The 13,999-nt window shown below is 63.5% G+C and carries 9 protein-coding genes; 1 reads left to right on the top strand and 8 read right to left on the bottom strand.

Annotation, left to right across the window (positions count from 1 at the left end):
* Window positions 1–41: 41 nt before the first annotated feature.
* The gene (gene xylF, locus AC1DXM_RS21105) at window positions 42–1,082 is read right to left on the bottom strand and encodes a D-xylose ABC transporter substrate-binding protein (protein ID WP_477235814.1); all 1,041 of its coding nucleotides are present in this window, start codon (window positions 1,080–1,082) and stop codon (window positions 42–44) included.
* A gap of 272 nt (window positions 1,083–1,354) precedes the next feature.
* Between xylF and AC1DXM_RS21100 the strand changes: the two genes are divergently transcribed.
* Window positions 1,355–2,590 carry an ROK family protein gene (locus AC1DXM_RS21100; RefSeq protein WP_477235812.1) on the top strand — a complete coding sequence of 412 codons (1,236 nt, stop codon included), beginning with the start codon at window positions 1,355–1,357 and terminating at the stop codon, window positions 2,588–2,590.
* 31 nt (window positions 2,591–2,621) lie between these two features.
* Here AC1DXM_RS21100 and phoB read toward each other — a convergent pair whose 3' ends face one another.
* The 7 genes from phoB to AC1DXM_RS21065 all read right to left on the bottom strand — a co-directional run bounded on the left by phoB (window position 2,622) and on the right by AC1DXM_RS21065 (window position 13,832).
* The gene (phoB, locus tag AC1DXM_RS21095) at window positions 2,622–3,311 is read right to left on the bottom strand and encodes a phosphate regulon transcriptional regulator PhoB (protein ID WP_010911896.1); all 690 of its coding nucleotides are present in this window, start codon (window positions 3,309–3,311) and stop codon (window positions 2,622–2,624) included.
* Window positions 3,312–3,327: 16 nt separating this feature from the next.
* Complete coding sequence (gene phoU / locus AC1DXM_RS21090; protein WP_192259346.1) at window positions 3,328–4,032, bottom strand: phosphate signaling complex protein PhoU; 705 nt, start codon at window positions 4,030–4,032, stop codon at window positions 3,328–3,330.
* A 41-nt stretch (window positions 4,033–4,073) separates the two neighbouring features.
* Window positions 4,074–4,898 carry a phosphate ABC transporter ATP-binding protein PstB gene (gene pstB, locus AC1DXM_RS21085; RefSeq protein WP_112559514.1) on the bottom strand — a complete coding sequence of 275 codons (825 nt, stop codon included), beginning with the start codon at window positions 4,896–4,898 and terminating at the stop codon, window positions 4,074–4,076.
* Window positions 4,899–4,915: 17 nt separating this feature from the next.
* Window positions 4,916–6,232, bottom strand: a complete 1,317-nt coding sequence (gene pstA, locus AC1DXM_RS21080) for a phosphate ABC transporter permease PstA (protein ID WP_477235809.1) — start codon at window positions 6,230–6,232, stop codon at window positions 4,916–4,918.
* Window positions 6,229–7,689 carry a phosphate ABC transporter permease subunit PstC gene (pstC, locus tag AC1DXM_RS21075; RefSeq protein ID WP_192259344.1) on the bottom strand — a complete coding sequence of 487 codons (1,461 nt, stop codon included), beginning with the start codon at window positions 7,687–7,689 and terminating at the stop codon, window positions 6,229–6,231. Before pstC ends, pstA begins: the two co-directional genes overlap by 4 nt.
* Before the next feature lie 95 nt (window positions 7,690–7,784).
* Entirely contained in the window at window positions 7,785–8,813 is a 1,029-nt protein-coding gene (locus AC1DXM_RS21070; protein WP_192259343.1) for a substrate-binding domain-containing protein, read from the bottom strand.
* A gap of 495 nt (window positions 8,814–9,308) precedes the next feature.
* Window positions 9,309–13,832, bottom strand: a complete 4,524-nt coding sequence (locus tag AC1DXM_RS21065; protein WP_477236138.1) for a PAS domain-containing hybrid sensor histidine kinase/response regulator — start codon at window positions 13,830–13,832, stop codon at window positions 9,309–9,311.
* Window positions 13,833–13,999: the final 167 nt, after the last annotated feature.

Below are 13,999 nucleotides of genomic sequence, written 5' to 3'. Positions count from 1 at the left end.
GGGCCGCGGCGCCGAGATTTCGAACCGATAGCGGTCCGGTTTTAGTTGCAGGCTGCAACGCTGCCGGCAGTGACGCCGGCGCAGACTTCGTCCTTCTTGATCCAGCCGGCGTCGATGACGACGTTGAGGTTGTCCTTGGTGATCGCGACCGGGGTCAGGAACAGCGACTTGACGGTGTTGCCGCCAGGTGTGGTGAAGTCCTTGGCGCCGGCAATGTCGCTCGTCTTCTTGCCGTCGGCCAGCTGCGAGGCGATCTCGGCGGCGTTCTTGCCGAGTTCGCGCGCATCCTTCCACACGGACACGGTTTGTGTGCCGAGCGCGATGCGGTTCAGCGCGGCATGGTCGCCGTCCTGGCCGGATACCGGAACCGTGCCGGCAAGACCCTGCGCCGTCAGCGCGGCGACGACGCCACCGGCGGTGCCGTCATTGGCCGCGACCACCGCATCGACCTTGTTGTCGTTCGCGGTCAGGAACTGTTCCATGTTCTTCTGGGCATTGGCCGGCAGCCAGCCATCCGTATAGGCTTCGCCAACATTCTTGATCTTGCCGCTGTCGATGGCCTCTTTCAGCACTTCCATCGAGCCGGCGAACAGGAAATCGGCATTCGGATCGGCACCCGAGCCCTTGATGAAGACGTAGTTGCCTTCCGGCTTGGCCTTGAACACTTCGCGGGCCTGCATGCGGCCGACTTCCTTGTTGTCGAAGGTCAGATAGAAGACGTCCTTGTTCTCGATCAGACGGTCATAGCCGACGACCGGAATGCCTTCGTCCAGCGCCTTCTGCACCGCCGGGCCGATGGCCGAGGCGTCCTGCGCCAGGATGATCAGCGAGTTGGCGCCCTGCGAGATCAGGCTCTCGACGTCGGTCAACTGCTTGCCGGGATTGGACTGCGCGTCGGCGGAAATGTACTTGTCGCCGGCCGCCTCGATCGCCGCCTTCATCGCCGCTTCGTCGGTCTTCCAGCGCTCTTCCTGGAAGTTCGACCACGACACGCCGATGACCTTGTCCTTCGCCTGCGCGACCGACACCAGCGTCAGCGACATGGCGACACCCGCCAGCATGGCGGCTGCAAATCTGTTCATGATAATCCTCCCTGCGCCGCGCGCGGCGCGACAAAACTGGCCCGAAGGCCGGCACACAGAGGCTCTATTTTTTCGAGCCTCGAAAAAATACTGGTCCAACGGCGAGGCGCTGTCAACATCGATTCTGATGGATTCTGATGGCTTCGCCGAATTTTTTCGAGACCCGCAATAAACAATGACAGCGCGGCCTGCTTCTGCCAATATTTGGCTGGCACCACCAAATGCCTCCACTATCATGAGGCGCGAGGAGGACCGGGAGGAAAACAAAAACGATGTCGGTTGGAATCCGCCACGATGATCTGCGTCGTCGCAACCGCGCGATGGTGATTTCGGCCGTGCGCCGGGCCGGCCAGCCGTCGCGGACCGAGATTGCGGCGACCACAGGCCTCAGCCATTCGACCATATCGGCGATCTCGTCTGATCTGATTCAAGAAGGCATCCTGGCCGAGAGCAAGCCTGGCGAGACCGGTGCGCTGAAGCGCGGCCGGCCTCAGGTCGGCCTTGGCCTCAACCCGGAGGCCGCCGCGGTGATGACCGTGGTGCTGTCGCTGAATTTCCTTTCCGTCACCGTCATCGACTATGCCGGCCAGGTGGTCGCCGAGGAGCAGCGCCGGCTGGATACGCTGACCATGCCGCGCGACGAGTTGATCGGCGAATGCACGGCAATCGTGCGGCGGCGGCTCGAGGATCCAGACCTCGATGTTCAGAGCATCGCCCGCATTGCCATGGGCATCCAGGGCATCACCGATTCGCAGGCGCGCGCCATGCTGTGGTCGCCGATCACGCCGCTGACCGACATTGCCTTCGCCGACATACTGGAAGCGGAATTCGGCATTCCGGCCACCATGGAAAACGATTGCAACATGATGGCAGTGGCGCTGCAATGGCGCCAGCCTGAGCGCTACCGCGACAATTTCATCGCTATCCTGCTCTCGCATGGCATCGGCATGGGGCTGGTGCTGAAGGGCGCGCTGTTCACCGGCACCCATTCCTCGGGCGGCGAGTTCGGCCACATGATCCACCGGCCCGGGGGCGCGCTGTGCCGTTGCGGGCGGCGCGGCTGCGTCGAGGCCTATGCCGGCAACTACGCCATCTGGCGCAGCGCCAAAATGATGAGCGAGGATGCCGAACCGGTCGATGTCGGCGACGCCGACATGCGGGCGCTCGCCGCACGTGCCCGCGAGACCGATGGCCCCGAGCGCGAAGCCTACCGCAAGGCCGGCGAGGCGCTTGGCTTCGGCCTCGGCAGCCTGTTCGCGCTGATCGATCCAGCACCTGTCGCCATGGTCGGAGTCAGCGCCGCCGCGTTCGATCTGATCGAACCGGCATTGCGCGAAGCGATTGCTCAGACCGCCGGCGGCCAGCACTCGAAATCGATCTCCTTCGACACCGAGCCCAACGAACTGCCGCTGATCCGCGAAGGCTGCGCCATGCGCGCGCTCAGCTTCGTCGACCAAGAGATTTTCGCACCGGGGATTCAAGCGAAGACGGGCAAGCACGTCGCCTGAGAGGGCCGGCGACGGCACGGCGCGCCGGGCCTTAGTCTTCCCGGATTGCGTAGCCAGCGCCGCGGATGGTGCGGATCACATCGGGCATGCGACCATTGTTGACCGCCTTGCGCAGGCGCCCGACATGCACGTCGACGGTGCGCTCGTCGATATAGATCGTCTCGCCCCAGACATTGTCGAGCAGCTGGCTGCGCGAGAACACGCGGCCGGGATGGCGCATCATGAATTCGAGCAGGCGGAACTCGGTCGGTCCGAGCCTGATTTCGCTCTTCTTGCGGTAAACGCGGTGCGATTCACGATCGAGCACGATGTCGCCGACCTTGAGCACGCTGGAGAGCACTTCCGGCTTGGCGCGGCGCAGCAGCGCTTTCACGCGCGCCATGAACTCCGGCGTGGAAAACGGCTTGACCAGATAGTCGTCGGCGCCGGTGGACAGGCCACGCACACGGTCGCTCTCCTCGCCACGCGCGGTCAGCATGATGATCGGCAGCCGTTCGGTCTCGGGCCGCATGCGCAGCCGCCGGCAGAGCTCGATGCCGGACACCGCCGGCACCATCCAGTCGAGCACCAGCAGGTCGGGAACGTTTTCCTGCAGCCGGATTTCGGCCTCGTCGCCGCGCGTCACCACCTCGACCTGGTAGCCTTCGGATTCGAGGTTGTAGCGGAGAAGCACGCCCAGCGGCTCCTCGTCCTCCACGACCATGATGCGTGGCGCGATCATCAGCAGTTCACCCTTGTCAGGCCGAAGTGGCCATCGCCGTCTCGTCCTGCTTCGGGCGATTGGCGGGCAATTGCTGGCCGGTCAGCACATAATACGCATTTTCAGCGATGTTGGTGACATGATCACCGATGCGCTCCAGATTCTTGGCGCAGAACAGGAGATGCGTGCAGGCGGTGATGTTGCGCGGGTCTTCCATCATGTAGGTCAAGAGTTCACGAAACACCGACGTGTATTTGACGTCGATACGTTCGTCCTCATTCCTGAGCTTTGCCAGTGCTGCCGCATCCGCGGCGGCATATTCCTCGACCACCCCTTGCACCTGGATCAGCACCAGCTGCGCCATCGCATCGATGGAATGCGAGAGGTCGCGCGGCGTGACGCTGAGGCCCACGGTGCCGACGCGCTTGGCGATGTTCTTGGCGAGATCGCCGATGCGCTCGAGGTCTCCGGCCATGCGGATCGAGCCGACCACGGCACGCAGATCGTTGGCCATCGGCTGGCGCTTGGCGATGAGCGTGATGGCGCGATCGTCGAGTTCCCGCTGGCGCGCGTCCATGATGGCGTCGTCGGACACGACACGTTGCGCCAGCGCATTGTCGGAATTGAGCAACGCTTTGGTCGAGCCGCTGACCATCGACCCGGCCAGATCGCCCATGTCGCGGATCAGCTTGCTGATCTGGCCCAACTCTTCATCGAAGGAGGCGACGGTATGTTCACCCATGATCCTGATCCTCGTGCCTGAAAATTCAACCGCTGGACGGCTCAGCCGAAGCGGCCGGTAATGTAGTCCTGGGTGCGCTTGTCGTCGGGATTGGTGAACATCTTGTCGGTGGCGCCCTCCTCGACGAGGTAGCCGAGGTGGAACATCGCCGTGCGCTGCGACACGCGCGCCGCCTGCTGCATCGAGTGGGTGACGATGACGATCGTGTAATTCTGGCGCAGCTCGTCGATCAGCTCCTCGACACGTGCGGTGGCGATCGGGTCGAGCGCCGAGCAGGGTTCGTCCATCAGGATCACTTCCGGCGACACCGCAATGGCGCGCGCGATGCACAGGCGCTGCTGCTGGCCGCCGGACAGTCCGGTGCCGGGCTCCTGCAGGCGGTCCTTGACCTCGTTCCAGATCGCCGCCTTCTTCAAGCTCGACTCGACGATCTGGTCCATGTCGGACTTGCGCTTGGCCAGCCCATGGATGCGCGGGCCGTAGGCAACGTTCTCGTAGATCGACTTCGGGAAAGGATTGGGCTTCTGGAACACCATGCCGACGCGAGCCCTGAGTTCGACGACGTCGATGTTCTTGTCGTAGATATCGTCCTCGTCGAGCGTGATCTTGCCGGTCACCCGCGCCGAATCGATGGTGTCGTTCATGCGGTTGAGGCAGCGCAGGAAGGTCGACTTGCCGCAGCCGGACGGGCCGATCAGCGCCGTCACCTGGTTCTGGCGGACGTCGAGATTGACGTCGAACAGCGCCTGCTTCTCGCCGTAGAACACGCCGACCTTGTCGCCGCGCATCTTGATGACTTCGTTCGATTTGGCGTTCATTTTGTCGCCCACTGCGTTTTCAAGGGACTGTTCGGTCATGATGTTCATACCAAATTGCCTTTTTTCTACCAGCGCCGCTCGAACCGGCGCCGAAGCACGATCGCGGTGATGTTCATGGCCATGAGGAAGACGAGCAGAATGATGATGGCGCCCGACATACGCTCGACAAAAGCGCGTTCAGCCTCGTTCGCCCACAGATAGATCTGCACCGGCAGCGCGGTCGAGGGATCGAAAGGCGTCTTCGGATAGTCGGCGACGAAGGCAACCATGCCGATCAGAAGCAGCGGTGCTGTTTCGCCAAGAGCGCGCGCCAGGCCGATGATCGTGCCGGTCAGGATGCCGGGAGCGGCAAGCGGCAGGATGTGCTGGAACACCATCTGCATCTTGGAGGCGCCGAGGCCGAGCGCTGCCGAACGGATCGATGGCGGCACCGCGGCAAGAGCGGCGCGCGTCGCGATGATGATGGTCGGCAGCGTCATCAGGGTCAGCACCAGACCGCCGACGAAAGCGGCGGAACGCGGCATGCCGAGGAAATTGATGAACACGGCAAGGCCGAGCAGGCCGAAGACGATCGACGGCACCGCCGCCAGATTGTTGATGTTGACTTCGATCAGGTCGGTGAAGCGGTTCTTCTTGGCGAACTCCTCGAGATAGATCGAGGCCGCGACGCCGATCGGCAGCGCCAAAAGCAGCACGATCACCATCATGTAGAACGAGCCGATGATCGCCACGCCCATACCCGACGTCTCGGGCCGGCTGGAGGCGCCGTAGGTGAACAGGCCGGTGTTGAAATGCTCGGCCATCACGCCGTCGGCCTTGAGTTTGTTCATCCAGTCGATCTGCTGGTTGGACACCTTGCGGCGCGCTTCATCGACGCTGAGGTCGATCTGGCCCTTGAAGGCGGAGTCGAGATTGGCCGCGGCCAGGATGTTGACGTCGCGCGTCGTGCCGATCACCGACGGATCGGCGGCGACGATGTCGCGCAGCTGGACGCGGGCGCCTTCCGACAGGAAGCCCTTGAGCTTCATGACCATGGGCTTGTTGCTTGGGTCGATGCCGAGCTTGGCCATCAGCGCCGTATCGGCAAGCTTGGGATAGTTTGCCTTGATCAGCACGCTCGGATCGGTCGCGCGCTTGCCGGAAGGGTCGATGACCTTCTCGTCGAAAGTGATCGGCAGCGTCACCGTCGTCTGCCAGAAGGCGGTATAGCCTTTCGAGACGATGGTGAGCAGGATAATCGCCAGAAACGCCAGACCGATGGAGATCGCCACCATGCCATAGATGCGGAAGCGGCGCTCGGCGGCATAACGGGCCTTGAGGCCTATGTCGCGGCGCGGACGCGCAACGGCACCCGCCATCGTATCCAGGGGAATGTCGGTCATTCGTACTGCTCCCGGTACTTGCGCACGATGTAGAGGGCGACGATGTTCATCACCAGCGTCAGCGCGAACAACGTCAGGCCGAGCGCGAAGGCGACCAGCGTCTGCGGCGAGTTGAACTCGAGATCGCCGGTCAACTGGTTGACGATCTTGACGGTGATGGTCGTCATCGCCTCGAACGGATTGATGGTAAGATTGGCGGCGACACCCGCCGCCAGCACGACAATCATTGTTTCGCCGATGGCGCGCGACGCGGTTAGCAGGATGGCGCCGACGATGCCGGGAAGTGCCGCCGGCAGGATCACCCGTTTGATCGTCTCCGAGCGCGTCGCACCCAGGCCAAGCGAGCCGTCACGCATGGCGCGTGGCACCGCGGTGATGATGTCGTCGGACAGCGATGACACGACCGGGATCAGCATTACGCCCATGACCAGGCCGGCGGTGAAGATGCTCTGGCCCTGGATGAACGGCGAACCACCGGTCAGCGCCGCCGACAGGTCGCGCAGGAACGGCCCCAGTGTGACGACGGCGAAGATGCCGTAGACGATGGTCGGGATACCGGCCAGCAATTCAAGCGCCGGTTTGACCACCGAGCGCAGCCTGGGCGATGCATATTCGGCCATGTAGACCGCCGACAGCAGGCCGATCGGCACCGCGACCAGCAATGCAATGAATGCTATGTAAAGCGTTCCGGCCAGAAGCGGGATCAGACCGAACTGACCCTGGCTGCCGCCCGAGCCCGCGGCGGCGAAACGCGGGTCCCAGACCGTGCCGAAGAAGAAGCTCATCGGCGACACGCTCTCGAAAAAGGTGATCGTCTGGAACAACATGGACAGCACGATGCCGACCGTGGTCAGGATGGCGATGGTCGACGCCGCAAGCAGCCCCCACAGCATCAGCCTCTCGACATTGTTGCGCGCCCTTGCGCGCGGCGCAATTTGCCTGATCGCGTAGAAGGCGCCGGCGATCGACAATGCCAACGTGATGACGGCGCCGAACAGCCCAAGCCGGTCCTGAACGGCATTCGCCTCGACCGCGATCGGGATCATGTAGTCCTGGGTATCCGTCGCCAGCGCCACGCCCTTGGCGATGAGCAACGGCTGCAATTCAGCGAAGGTGGCGGGAAGCGGCGTACCGGCATCGAGCCTGCGCAGGCCCTTGGCGAGGCTCTTCACCAGGCTGGCGTCGAGCGCTTCGCTGGCGACCTTGGAGTCGACGGTGCGCTCGGGCAGAGCGGCGTGGATGTGCCGGTCAAGATAGAAGGACGATCCGATGTCCCAGACGGCGAGCAGCAGGACGGCGGGCAGGACGGCGAGCAGAAAGGCCCACCAGCCGTGATAGTGGGCGCGCGAATGCGGCTTTACCTTGCCGGTTTCGTGCGCCGTGGCGCGCTGGCGGCCGATCACGAAGGCGACCACGCCGATGGCGATGACTATGGCGAGTACGAGCAAGGACGACATCACCCACCCCAGGGAAAATTCAGATCGCCGCCGCCGTTGCGGCATGCAGCGAAATCAGGGCGCGGATTTGGTCCGCGCCCTGATCCAGTCGTTGATTACATGCTCTTCCCGGCAGCGAACGCGTCGCGCTGCGCCTGACGTTCGGCATCCGGAGCCGAAACCAGGCCGTACTGGGCGAGCGGGCTTTCCGGGCCGATCATCTGGTCGTCAAGGAAGAACTCGACATATTCCTTGAGACCGGGAACGACGCCGAGATGCGCCTTCTTGACGTAGAAGAACAGCGGGCGAGAAACCGGATACTTGCCGGTCGCGATCGTCTCGGTCGAAGGCACGACGCCTTCCACGGTGGCGACCTTCAGCTTGTCGGCATTGTTCTCGTAGAAGGCGAGGCCGAACACGCCGACGCCGGTCTTGTTGGAGTCGATGCGGGCAAGCGTCTCGGTGTAGTCGCCGTCGATGTCGACAGCCTTGCCGTCCTTGCGGATGGCGACGCAGGTCTTGCTGATTTCCTTGTCGTCGGCAATGCCGGTGGCCTTGATGGCGGCCTTGTCGCAGCCGGCGTCGAGAAGCTTGGTCTCGAACACTTCGCGGGTGCCGTGCTTTTCACCGGGGATGTAAGCAGCGATATCCCAGTCGGGGAGCTTCGGATTGACCTGGCTCCACTTGGTGTTCGGATTGTCGACCAGCTTGCCGTCAACGACCAGCTTGGCGGCGAGCGCCTTGTAGATGTCGGCGGGAACCAGCGCCCAATCCGGGCCCTTGATGTCGGTGGCGAAGACGATGCCGTCATAGCCGATGCGGACTTCCTGGACTTCCTTGACGCCGGCGTCGGCGCAGGACTTCAGCTCGTCCTTCTTGATCGGACGCGAGGAGTTGGCGATGTCGATAGTGTCTTCGCCGACGCCCTTGCAGAATTCCTTGATGCCGGCGCCACTGCCGCCGGACTCGACAACCGGGGTCTTGAAGTTGGTGAAGGTTTCGCCGAACTGCTCGGCGACGATCTTGGCGTAAGGTAGCACGGTCGACGAACCGGCGACCTGGATCTGGTCGCGCGCGGCGGCGACACCCGACGATGCGGCGAACGCTACCGCCACGGCCGATGCCGTAACGAGGAATTTCTTCATGTGGCCTGCTCCTGTTCGGAAGATGGTCTCTCGGCGCCCTCTTCAGCCGGCGCCCGCTGAGGCCAATAGCCTTCGATTATTACAGTCGCATGACAGTTTCGTGTCAGCCCGGTAACGTCGGATGGATGCACTGAAAACCGCAACCGTCCGGCCTCTCCGCGAGAGCCGCACTTTGCCGCTGGAATCATGAGCTTGCGGGATTTTGCGCCGACATTTGTCCCGGCGGATCGCAGAGTGCGATGCCGGGAAAGAAAAACCGGACGGGAGCGCGTTGCCCGTGGCCAGAGCGTATCTTGGCCGAGCCATCGCCAAAAACAGGTCCGTTGGGGTAGATTTCGACGCTGTTTCTTTGTCGGCGGTCGCTTGCTCCCGCCCGTAACTGAATGAGCGGTTGAGTCGCCGCCATTTTCCCGACTGGGCGCAAGCTTTGATATGGTGCGATCGCACCATATCCCTGGACGTCGCGGCACCGCCGAATCCCGGCGCTGATATCAGCTAGCCGGCGTCTCGCTGGGCTTCGCTCGCGATGCCGGCCCAGCGCTCGACCTTTTCGAGCAGCGCCTTGGGACTAATCGGCTTGGGCAGATAGTCGTCCATGCCGGCTTCCAGGCAGCGCTCGCGATCGCCCTTCAAGGCATGCGCGGTGACGCCGACGATCGGGATATGCGTGCCGCTCTCTTGCTCCAGCCGGCGAATCGCGGCCGTGGCTTCGAGCCCGTTCATCTCCGGCATCGAGACATCCATCAGGATCATGCGCGGATTGAGCCGGCCGAAAGCGTCGAGCGCCTTGCGGCCGTTGCCAACGATCTCGAAACTGTAGCCGGTTTCACCGAGGATCTGCGTGAACACCATCTGGTTCACCTCATTGTCCTCGGCAACGAGGATATCGAGCCCGCGTTCGTTGCCGCCGGCCCGGGCGCGGGCGCGCACTGGCGGCGGATGCAACTGCGCCCGCTCGGACGCGGCGCGTGCCGGCGGCGCCGACACCCGCTGTACCATCGCTTCGCCGGAACCGCCGCTTGCGGCTTCCGGCGCCTGACCTGTCGTGCCGTGGCGATGGCGCTGGATGGTCGCGACCAGCGTCTCCAGCAACACCGAGGAGCGCGCAGGCTTGATCAGCTGCGCGTCGATGCCGAGGTCGCGGTAGCTGGTGTTGGCGAGCGACTGGTCGACCGAGGTCAGCATGATGATCGGTGTGTCGGCCAGCCCTGCGGTGTTGCGCACGATGCGCGCCATTTCGGCGCCGCTCATCCCCGGCATCTGATAGTCGAGGACGACGCAGTCGACAGGCACGCCATAGGCAGCCGCGGCGACCAGCACCTTCAGCCCTTCGGCACCGCTTTCGGCGGCGCAGGAATCGAACGTCCACGACACCATCTGCTCGGTCAGGATCGAGCGGTTGACGGCGTTGTCGTCGACGATCAGCACCCGTGCGCCAGTGACGTCGACGGGCATGATGCGCTGCACCGTCTGCTGGCCGGCCCTGGGCAGCGTGACGGTGAACCAGAACGTCGAGCCCTTGCCCTCGGCGCTCTCGACGCCGATCTCGCCGTCCATCAGCTCGACCAGCCGCGAGGTGATGGCAAGACCGAGGCCGGTGCCTTCGTGGCGCCTGGTCGACGAGGTATCGACCTGATTGAACTTTTCGAAGACAGCCTTCAGCTTGTCCTCCGGAATGCCGATGCCGGTGTCGGTGACCGAGATGGTGAGCCTGGTTCCGGCCGCAACCCTTGTCCCCGTGACATCGACCAGCACATGGCCTTCGTCGGTGAACTTCACCGCATTGCCGAGCAGATTGGTGACGATCTGCCTGAAGCGGCCGACATCGCCGATGAACTGGCTTTCCAGGCCCGGCTCGACGCGCACGATCAGTTCGAGATCCTTCTCCTTGGCGCGTGTCGACACCAATGTCGCCACATCCTCGATCGCCTCGGGCAGGTTGAACGGCGCCGGGTCGAGCACGAGCTGGCCGGCATCGATCTTGGAGAAATCGAGGATGTCGTTGATGATGGTCAAAAGCGCGTTGCCCGACTTGACGATGATGTCGGTGAACGTCTTCTGCTTGGGATCGAGGTCGGATTTGGCGAGCAGCTCGGCCATACCGAGCACGCCGTTCATCGGCGTGCGGATCTCGTGGCTCATATTGGCCAGGAATTCCGACTTGGCGCGGTCGGCGAGCACGGCGCGCTGACGCGCCTCGCGCAGCTCGGCTTCACGCATCTTCAATTCGGTGATGTCGGTGGTCGATCCGATGAGATAGAGCGAACCGTCGGAGGCGATCATCGCGCCCTTGCGCGCGAACTGATGACGCACATTGCCGTCGGCAAGCGTCACCGTCTCCTCGATCTCCTGGGTCTCGCCTGTGCGCAGCACGGCCAGATCGCCGGCGACGAAGGCCTCGCCGTCCGCGCCGAAAATCTCGACGTCGGTCTTGCCGATCGCCTCCTCCTTGCTCAGGCCTGTCAGGTCGCACCAGCCCTTGTTGACGTAAAACTGGCGAAGATCTGAGCGCTTGGCGTAGATCGACACCGGCACGTTGTCGATGAGATTGCGGAACACCTCGTTCTCGCGCATGCTTTCTTCCAGCGCCTGCTCGCGCGCCTTGACGTCGGTGATATCGGTGCTGGAGCCGACCAGATGCACCGACCCGTCGAGCGCCACCAGCCGGCTCTTGCGCGTCATCAATTGCCGCACCGTGCCGTCGCGATGGGTAACGGGCTCCTCGATCTCGCGACCGCGGCCGGTGACGACGACCTCGGTGTCGTCATGGGTGTAGGTTTCGGCGTCGTCTATGTTGAAAAGCTGGAGATCGGTCCGGCCGATAACCTCCTCCTTGGGGATGCCGGTCAGCGCGCACCAGGCCTTGTTGACGAATTCCATGCTCAGATCCTGCGCCTTGATGAAGGCGGCGACCGGCAATTCGTCCATGACGTGGCGGAAAAGGTCGATCTGACGCATGCTTTCCTGCAGCGCCTTTTCGCGGCTTTTGATCTCCGAAATGTCGACGCGCACGCCGATGAACGTACCGTCCTCGGTCCGCATGTCGTAGACCTGGTACCAGCGGCCGTCCGGATTGAGGCGCTCGTAGGAGGTGTTCGGCAAGTGATAGCGGGCGAGGATGGCATTGAGCCAGACCTCGCGGTCGCCGTCATAGAGTCTGTCGATCTCGGGATCGCCGCTCGATCGAAAATAGCCGACCGAGTGTCCCAGTTCCAGCGCGTCGCGGAAGCTGCTGCCGGGCTGCCATGCCGGCACCAGCGCCGGCAGGGTGTCCTGCAGCTTGCGGTTGGCGAAGACGAACTTGTCGTCGCGGTCGTAGATGATGACGGCCGCGGGCAGCGATTCCAGCACCGTGGCAAGGTTCTTGCGCGCGTCCTCGGCTTCCGTCTCGCGGCGCTTCATGTCGGAGATGTCGAACAGGAAACCGGCGACATAGTTGCGGCCACTTGGCATGCCGACGCGGTTCTTGCGCACGATGCGCGAACGCCTGGCGCCCTCGACCTCGAAATTCTCCTCGATCTCGTAAGGCGTGCCGGTCGCCAGCACGGCGCGTTCGCTGTCTTCGAACAGTGCGGCATCCTTCCCCGGCATGAAGTCACCGCCAGGCCTGCCCAGCATCGCTTGCGGCGTCTGCCCGAACAGGGCCGAGAACGCCTCGTTGACGAAGACGAAGCGCAGATTGTCGTCCTTGACGAAGATCGGGTCCTCGACGGCGTTGATCACCGCCTCGGCCAGCCGTGATTTTTCCAGCGCCTCGGCAAGCTCGGCCTCGCGGTCCTTCATGTCGGTGACATCGACATAGGAGATCAGCCTTTTGCCGCCGGCGAGTGGCGCCAGCGATGCAATCAGCGTACGGCCGTCATTGCGCGGCAATTGCCTGGAGCCCACCACGCCGGCCGAGATTTCTGCTTCGCGCTCGGCGATGTGGCGCTGCCATTCGGCGTCGTCGGCGCCGTAGGGGTCCATATCGCGGCTGGCCTGCATCAGCTCGCGGAAGCCGCAGCCGATCCCGGCGCGTCGGGGATCGATTTCCCAGAAATCATAGAAGGCGCGGTTGATCACCTCCGTGCGCATGTCCGCATCGAGGACAAGCACGCCGATCGGCATCTGATCGACCATCGTGCGCAGATTGGCGAAGGTCTCGGCAGTCCTGGCGTTGGCGCTTTCGATCGCGGCGTCGCGAAGCGTCAGCTCGGTGATGTCGTAATAGGTCAGGAGCCGCTTGCCGCCGGACAGCGCCGTCACCGAGAACATCATGGTGCGGCCATTGGCATGGGTGAACTCGCGTGGCGCAACCGAGCCGGCGCGGATCTCCTCGATACGGGTGGCGAGGTAGTGCTGCCACTGCTGTTCGTCGAGATCGCCATAGATGCCGTTGCGGCGGTTGAGCTCCATCAGGAGGCTGAACGGCGCGCCGACAGTGATGGCGCCGTCGGGAATCCTTGAGAGGTCGAGATAGGCCTTGTTGACAATGAGCGTGTCGAGCTTGGCGTCGAGCAGCACGACGCCCATATGCATGGCATCCATCGTCCGCTCGAGATCGGCAAGATGCTGCGTGCTCTCGTCTGCGGCTGGCGGCACCTGCCGAAGGTCGTCCAGCGCACCGGCCAGCGCCGTGACGTTGCGGCCAATGCCGCGATAGCCGGTAAACTCGCCCTCGCTGTCGAAACGGGGAGAGCCGGTGATCGAAACCCAGCGGCAGCCAGGGCGGCCGCCCTTCAATTCGTAAACGAAGTCGCGAAATGGCCGATGCGCCTGCAGATCCTCCAGATGTGCGGCGGCGTGTCGATTGCCATGCACCATCTGCTTGAGGAAATCGAAGCGGAAGCGACCAAGAATGGTGGCGGGATCGATGCCAGTGGCGGCCTGGTAATTTTCCGAAAGCCAGGAAAAGCGCAGTTCCGCGTCGGTTTCCCAGACCCAGTCAGCACCGGCCTCGACCAGTTCGCGCAGCGCTTCGGGTGAAGCCCCGGCGGACGCGTTCTCGCCACACAAAGCAATCTCGACCAGCCGGCGCAGCGCTTCGGGCGAATCCTCGCCAGGAGTGTCCTCGCCACGCAAAGCGGCCTCGAACAGCGCGCGCAGCGCTTCGGGCGAAGCCCCGGCGGAATCGTCCTCGCCATGCAAACCGGCCTCGACCGGCTCATGCGGCGCTTCGGGTGAACCCCCGACGGACGTATCCTCGC

The sequence above is a fragment of the Mesorhizobium sp. P3_A2 genome, assembly GCF_056403115.1.
This window is presented reverse-complemented; position numbering and strand designations above follow the sequence as displayed.

Bases quoted from the DNA above. Each gene is read 5' to 3' on its own strand.
- AC1DXM_RS21070 (WP_192259343.1), bottom strand. From the start codon at position 8,813: ATGAAGAAATTCCTCGTTACGGCATCGGCCGTGGCGGTAGCGTTCGCC.
- phoU (WP_192259346.1), bottom strand. From the start codon at position 4,032: ATGGGTGAACATACCGTCGCCTCCTTCGATGAAGAGTTGGGCCAGATC.
- pstA (WP_477235809.1), bottom strand. From the start codon at position 6,232: ATGACCGACATTCCCCTGGATACGATGGCGGGTGCCGTTGCGCGTCCG.
- xylF (WP_477235814.1), bottom strand. From the start codon at position 1,082: ATGAACAGATTTGCAGCCGCCATGCTGGCGGGTGTCGCCATGTCGCTG.
- pstB (WP_112559514.1), bottom strand. From the start codon at position 4,898: ATGAACATCATGACCGAACAGTCCCTTGAAAACGCAGTGGGCGACAAA.
- AC1DXM_RS21100 (WP_477235812.1), top strand. From the start codon at position 1,355: ATGTCGGTTGGAATCCGCCACGATGATCTGCGTCGTCGCAACCGCGCG.
- phoB (WP_010911896.1), bottom strand. From the start codon at position 3,311: ATGATCGCGCCACGCATCATGGTCGTGGAGGACGAGGAGCCGCTGGGC.
- pstC (WP_192259344.1), bottom strand. From the start codon at position 7,689: ATGTCGTCCTTGCTCGTACTCGCCATAGTCATCGCCATCGGCGTGGTC.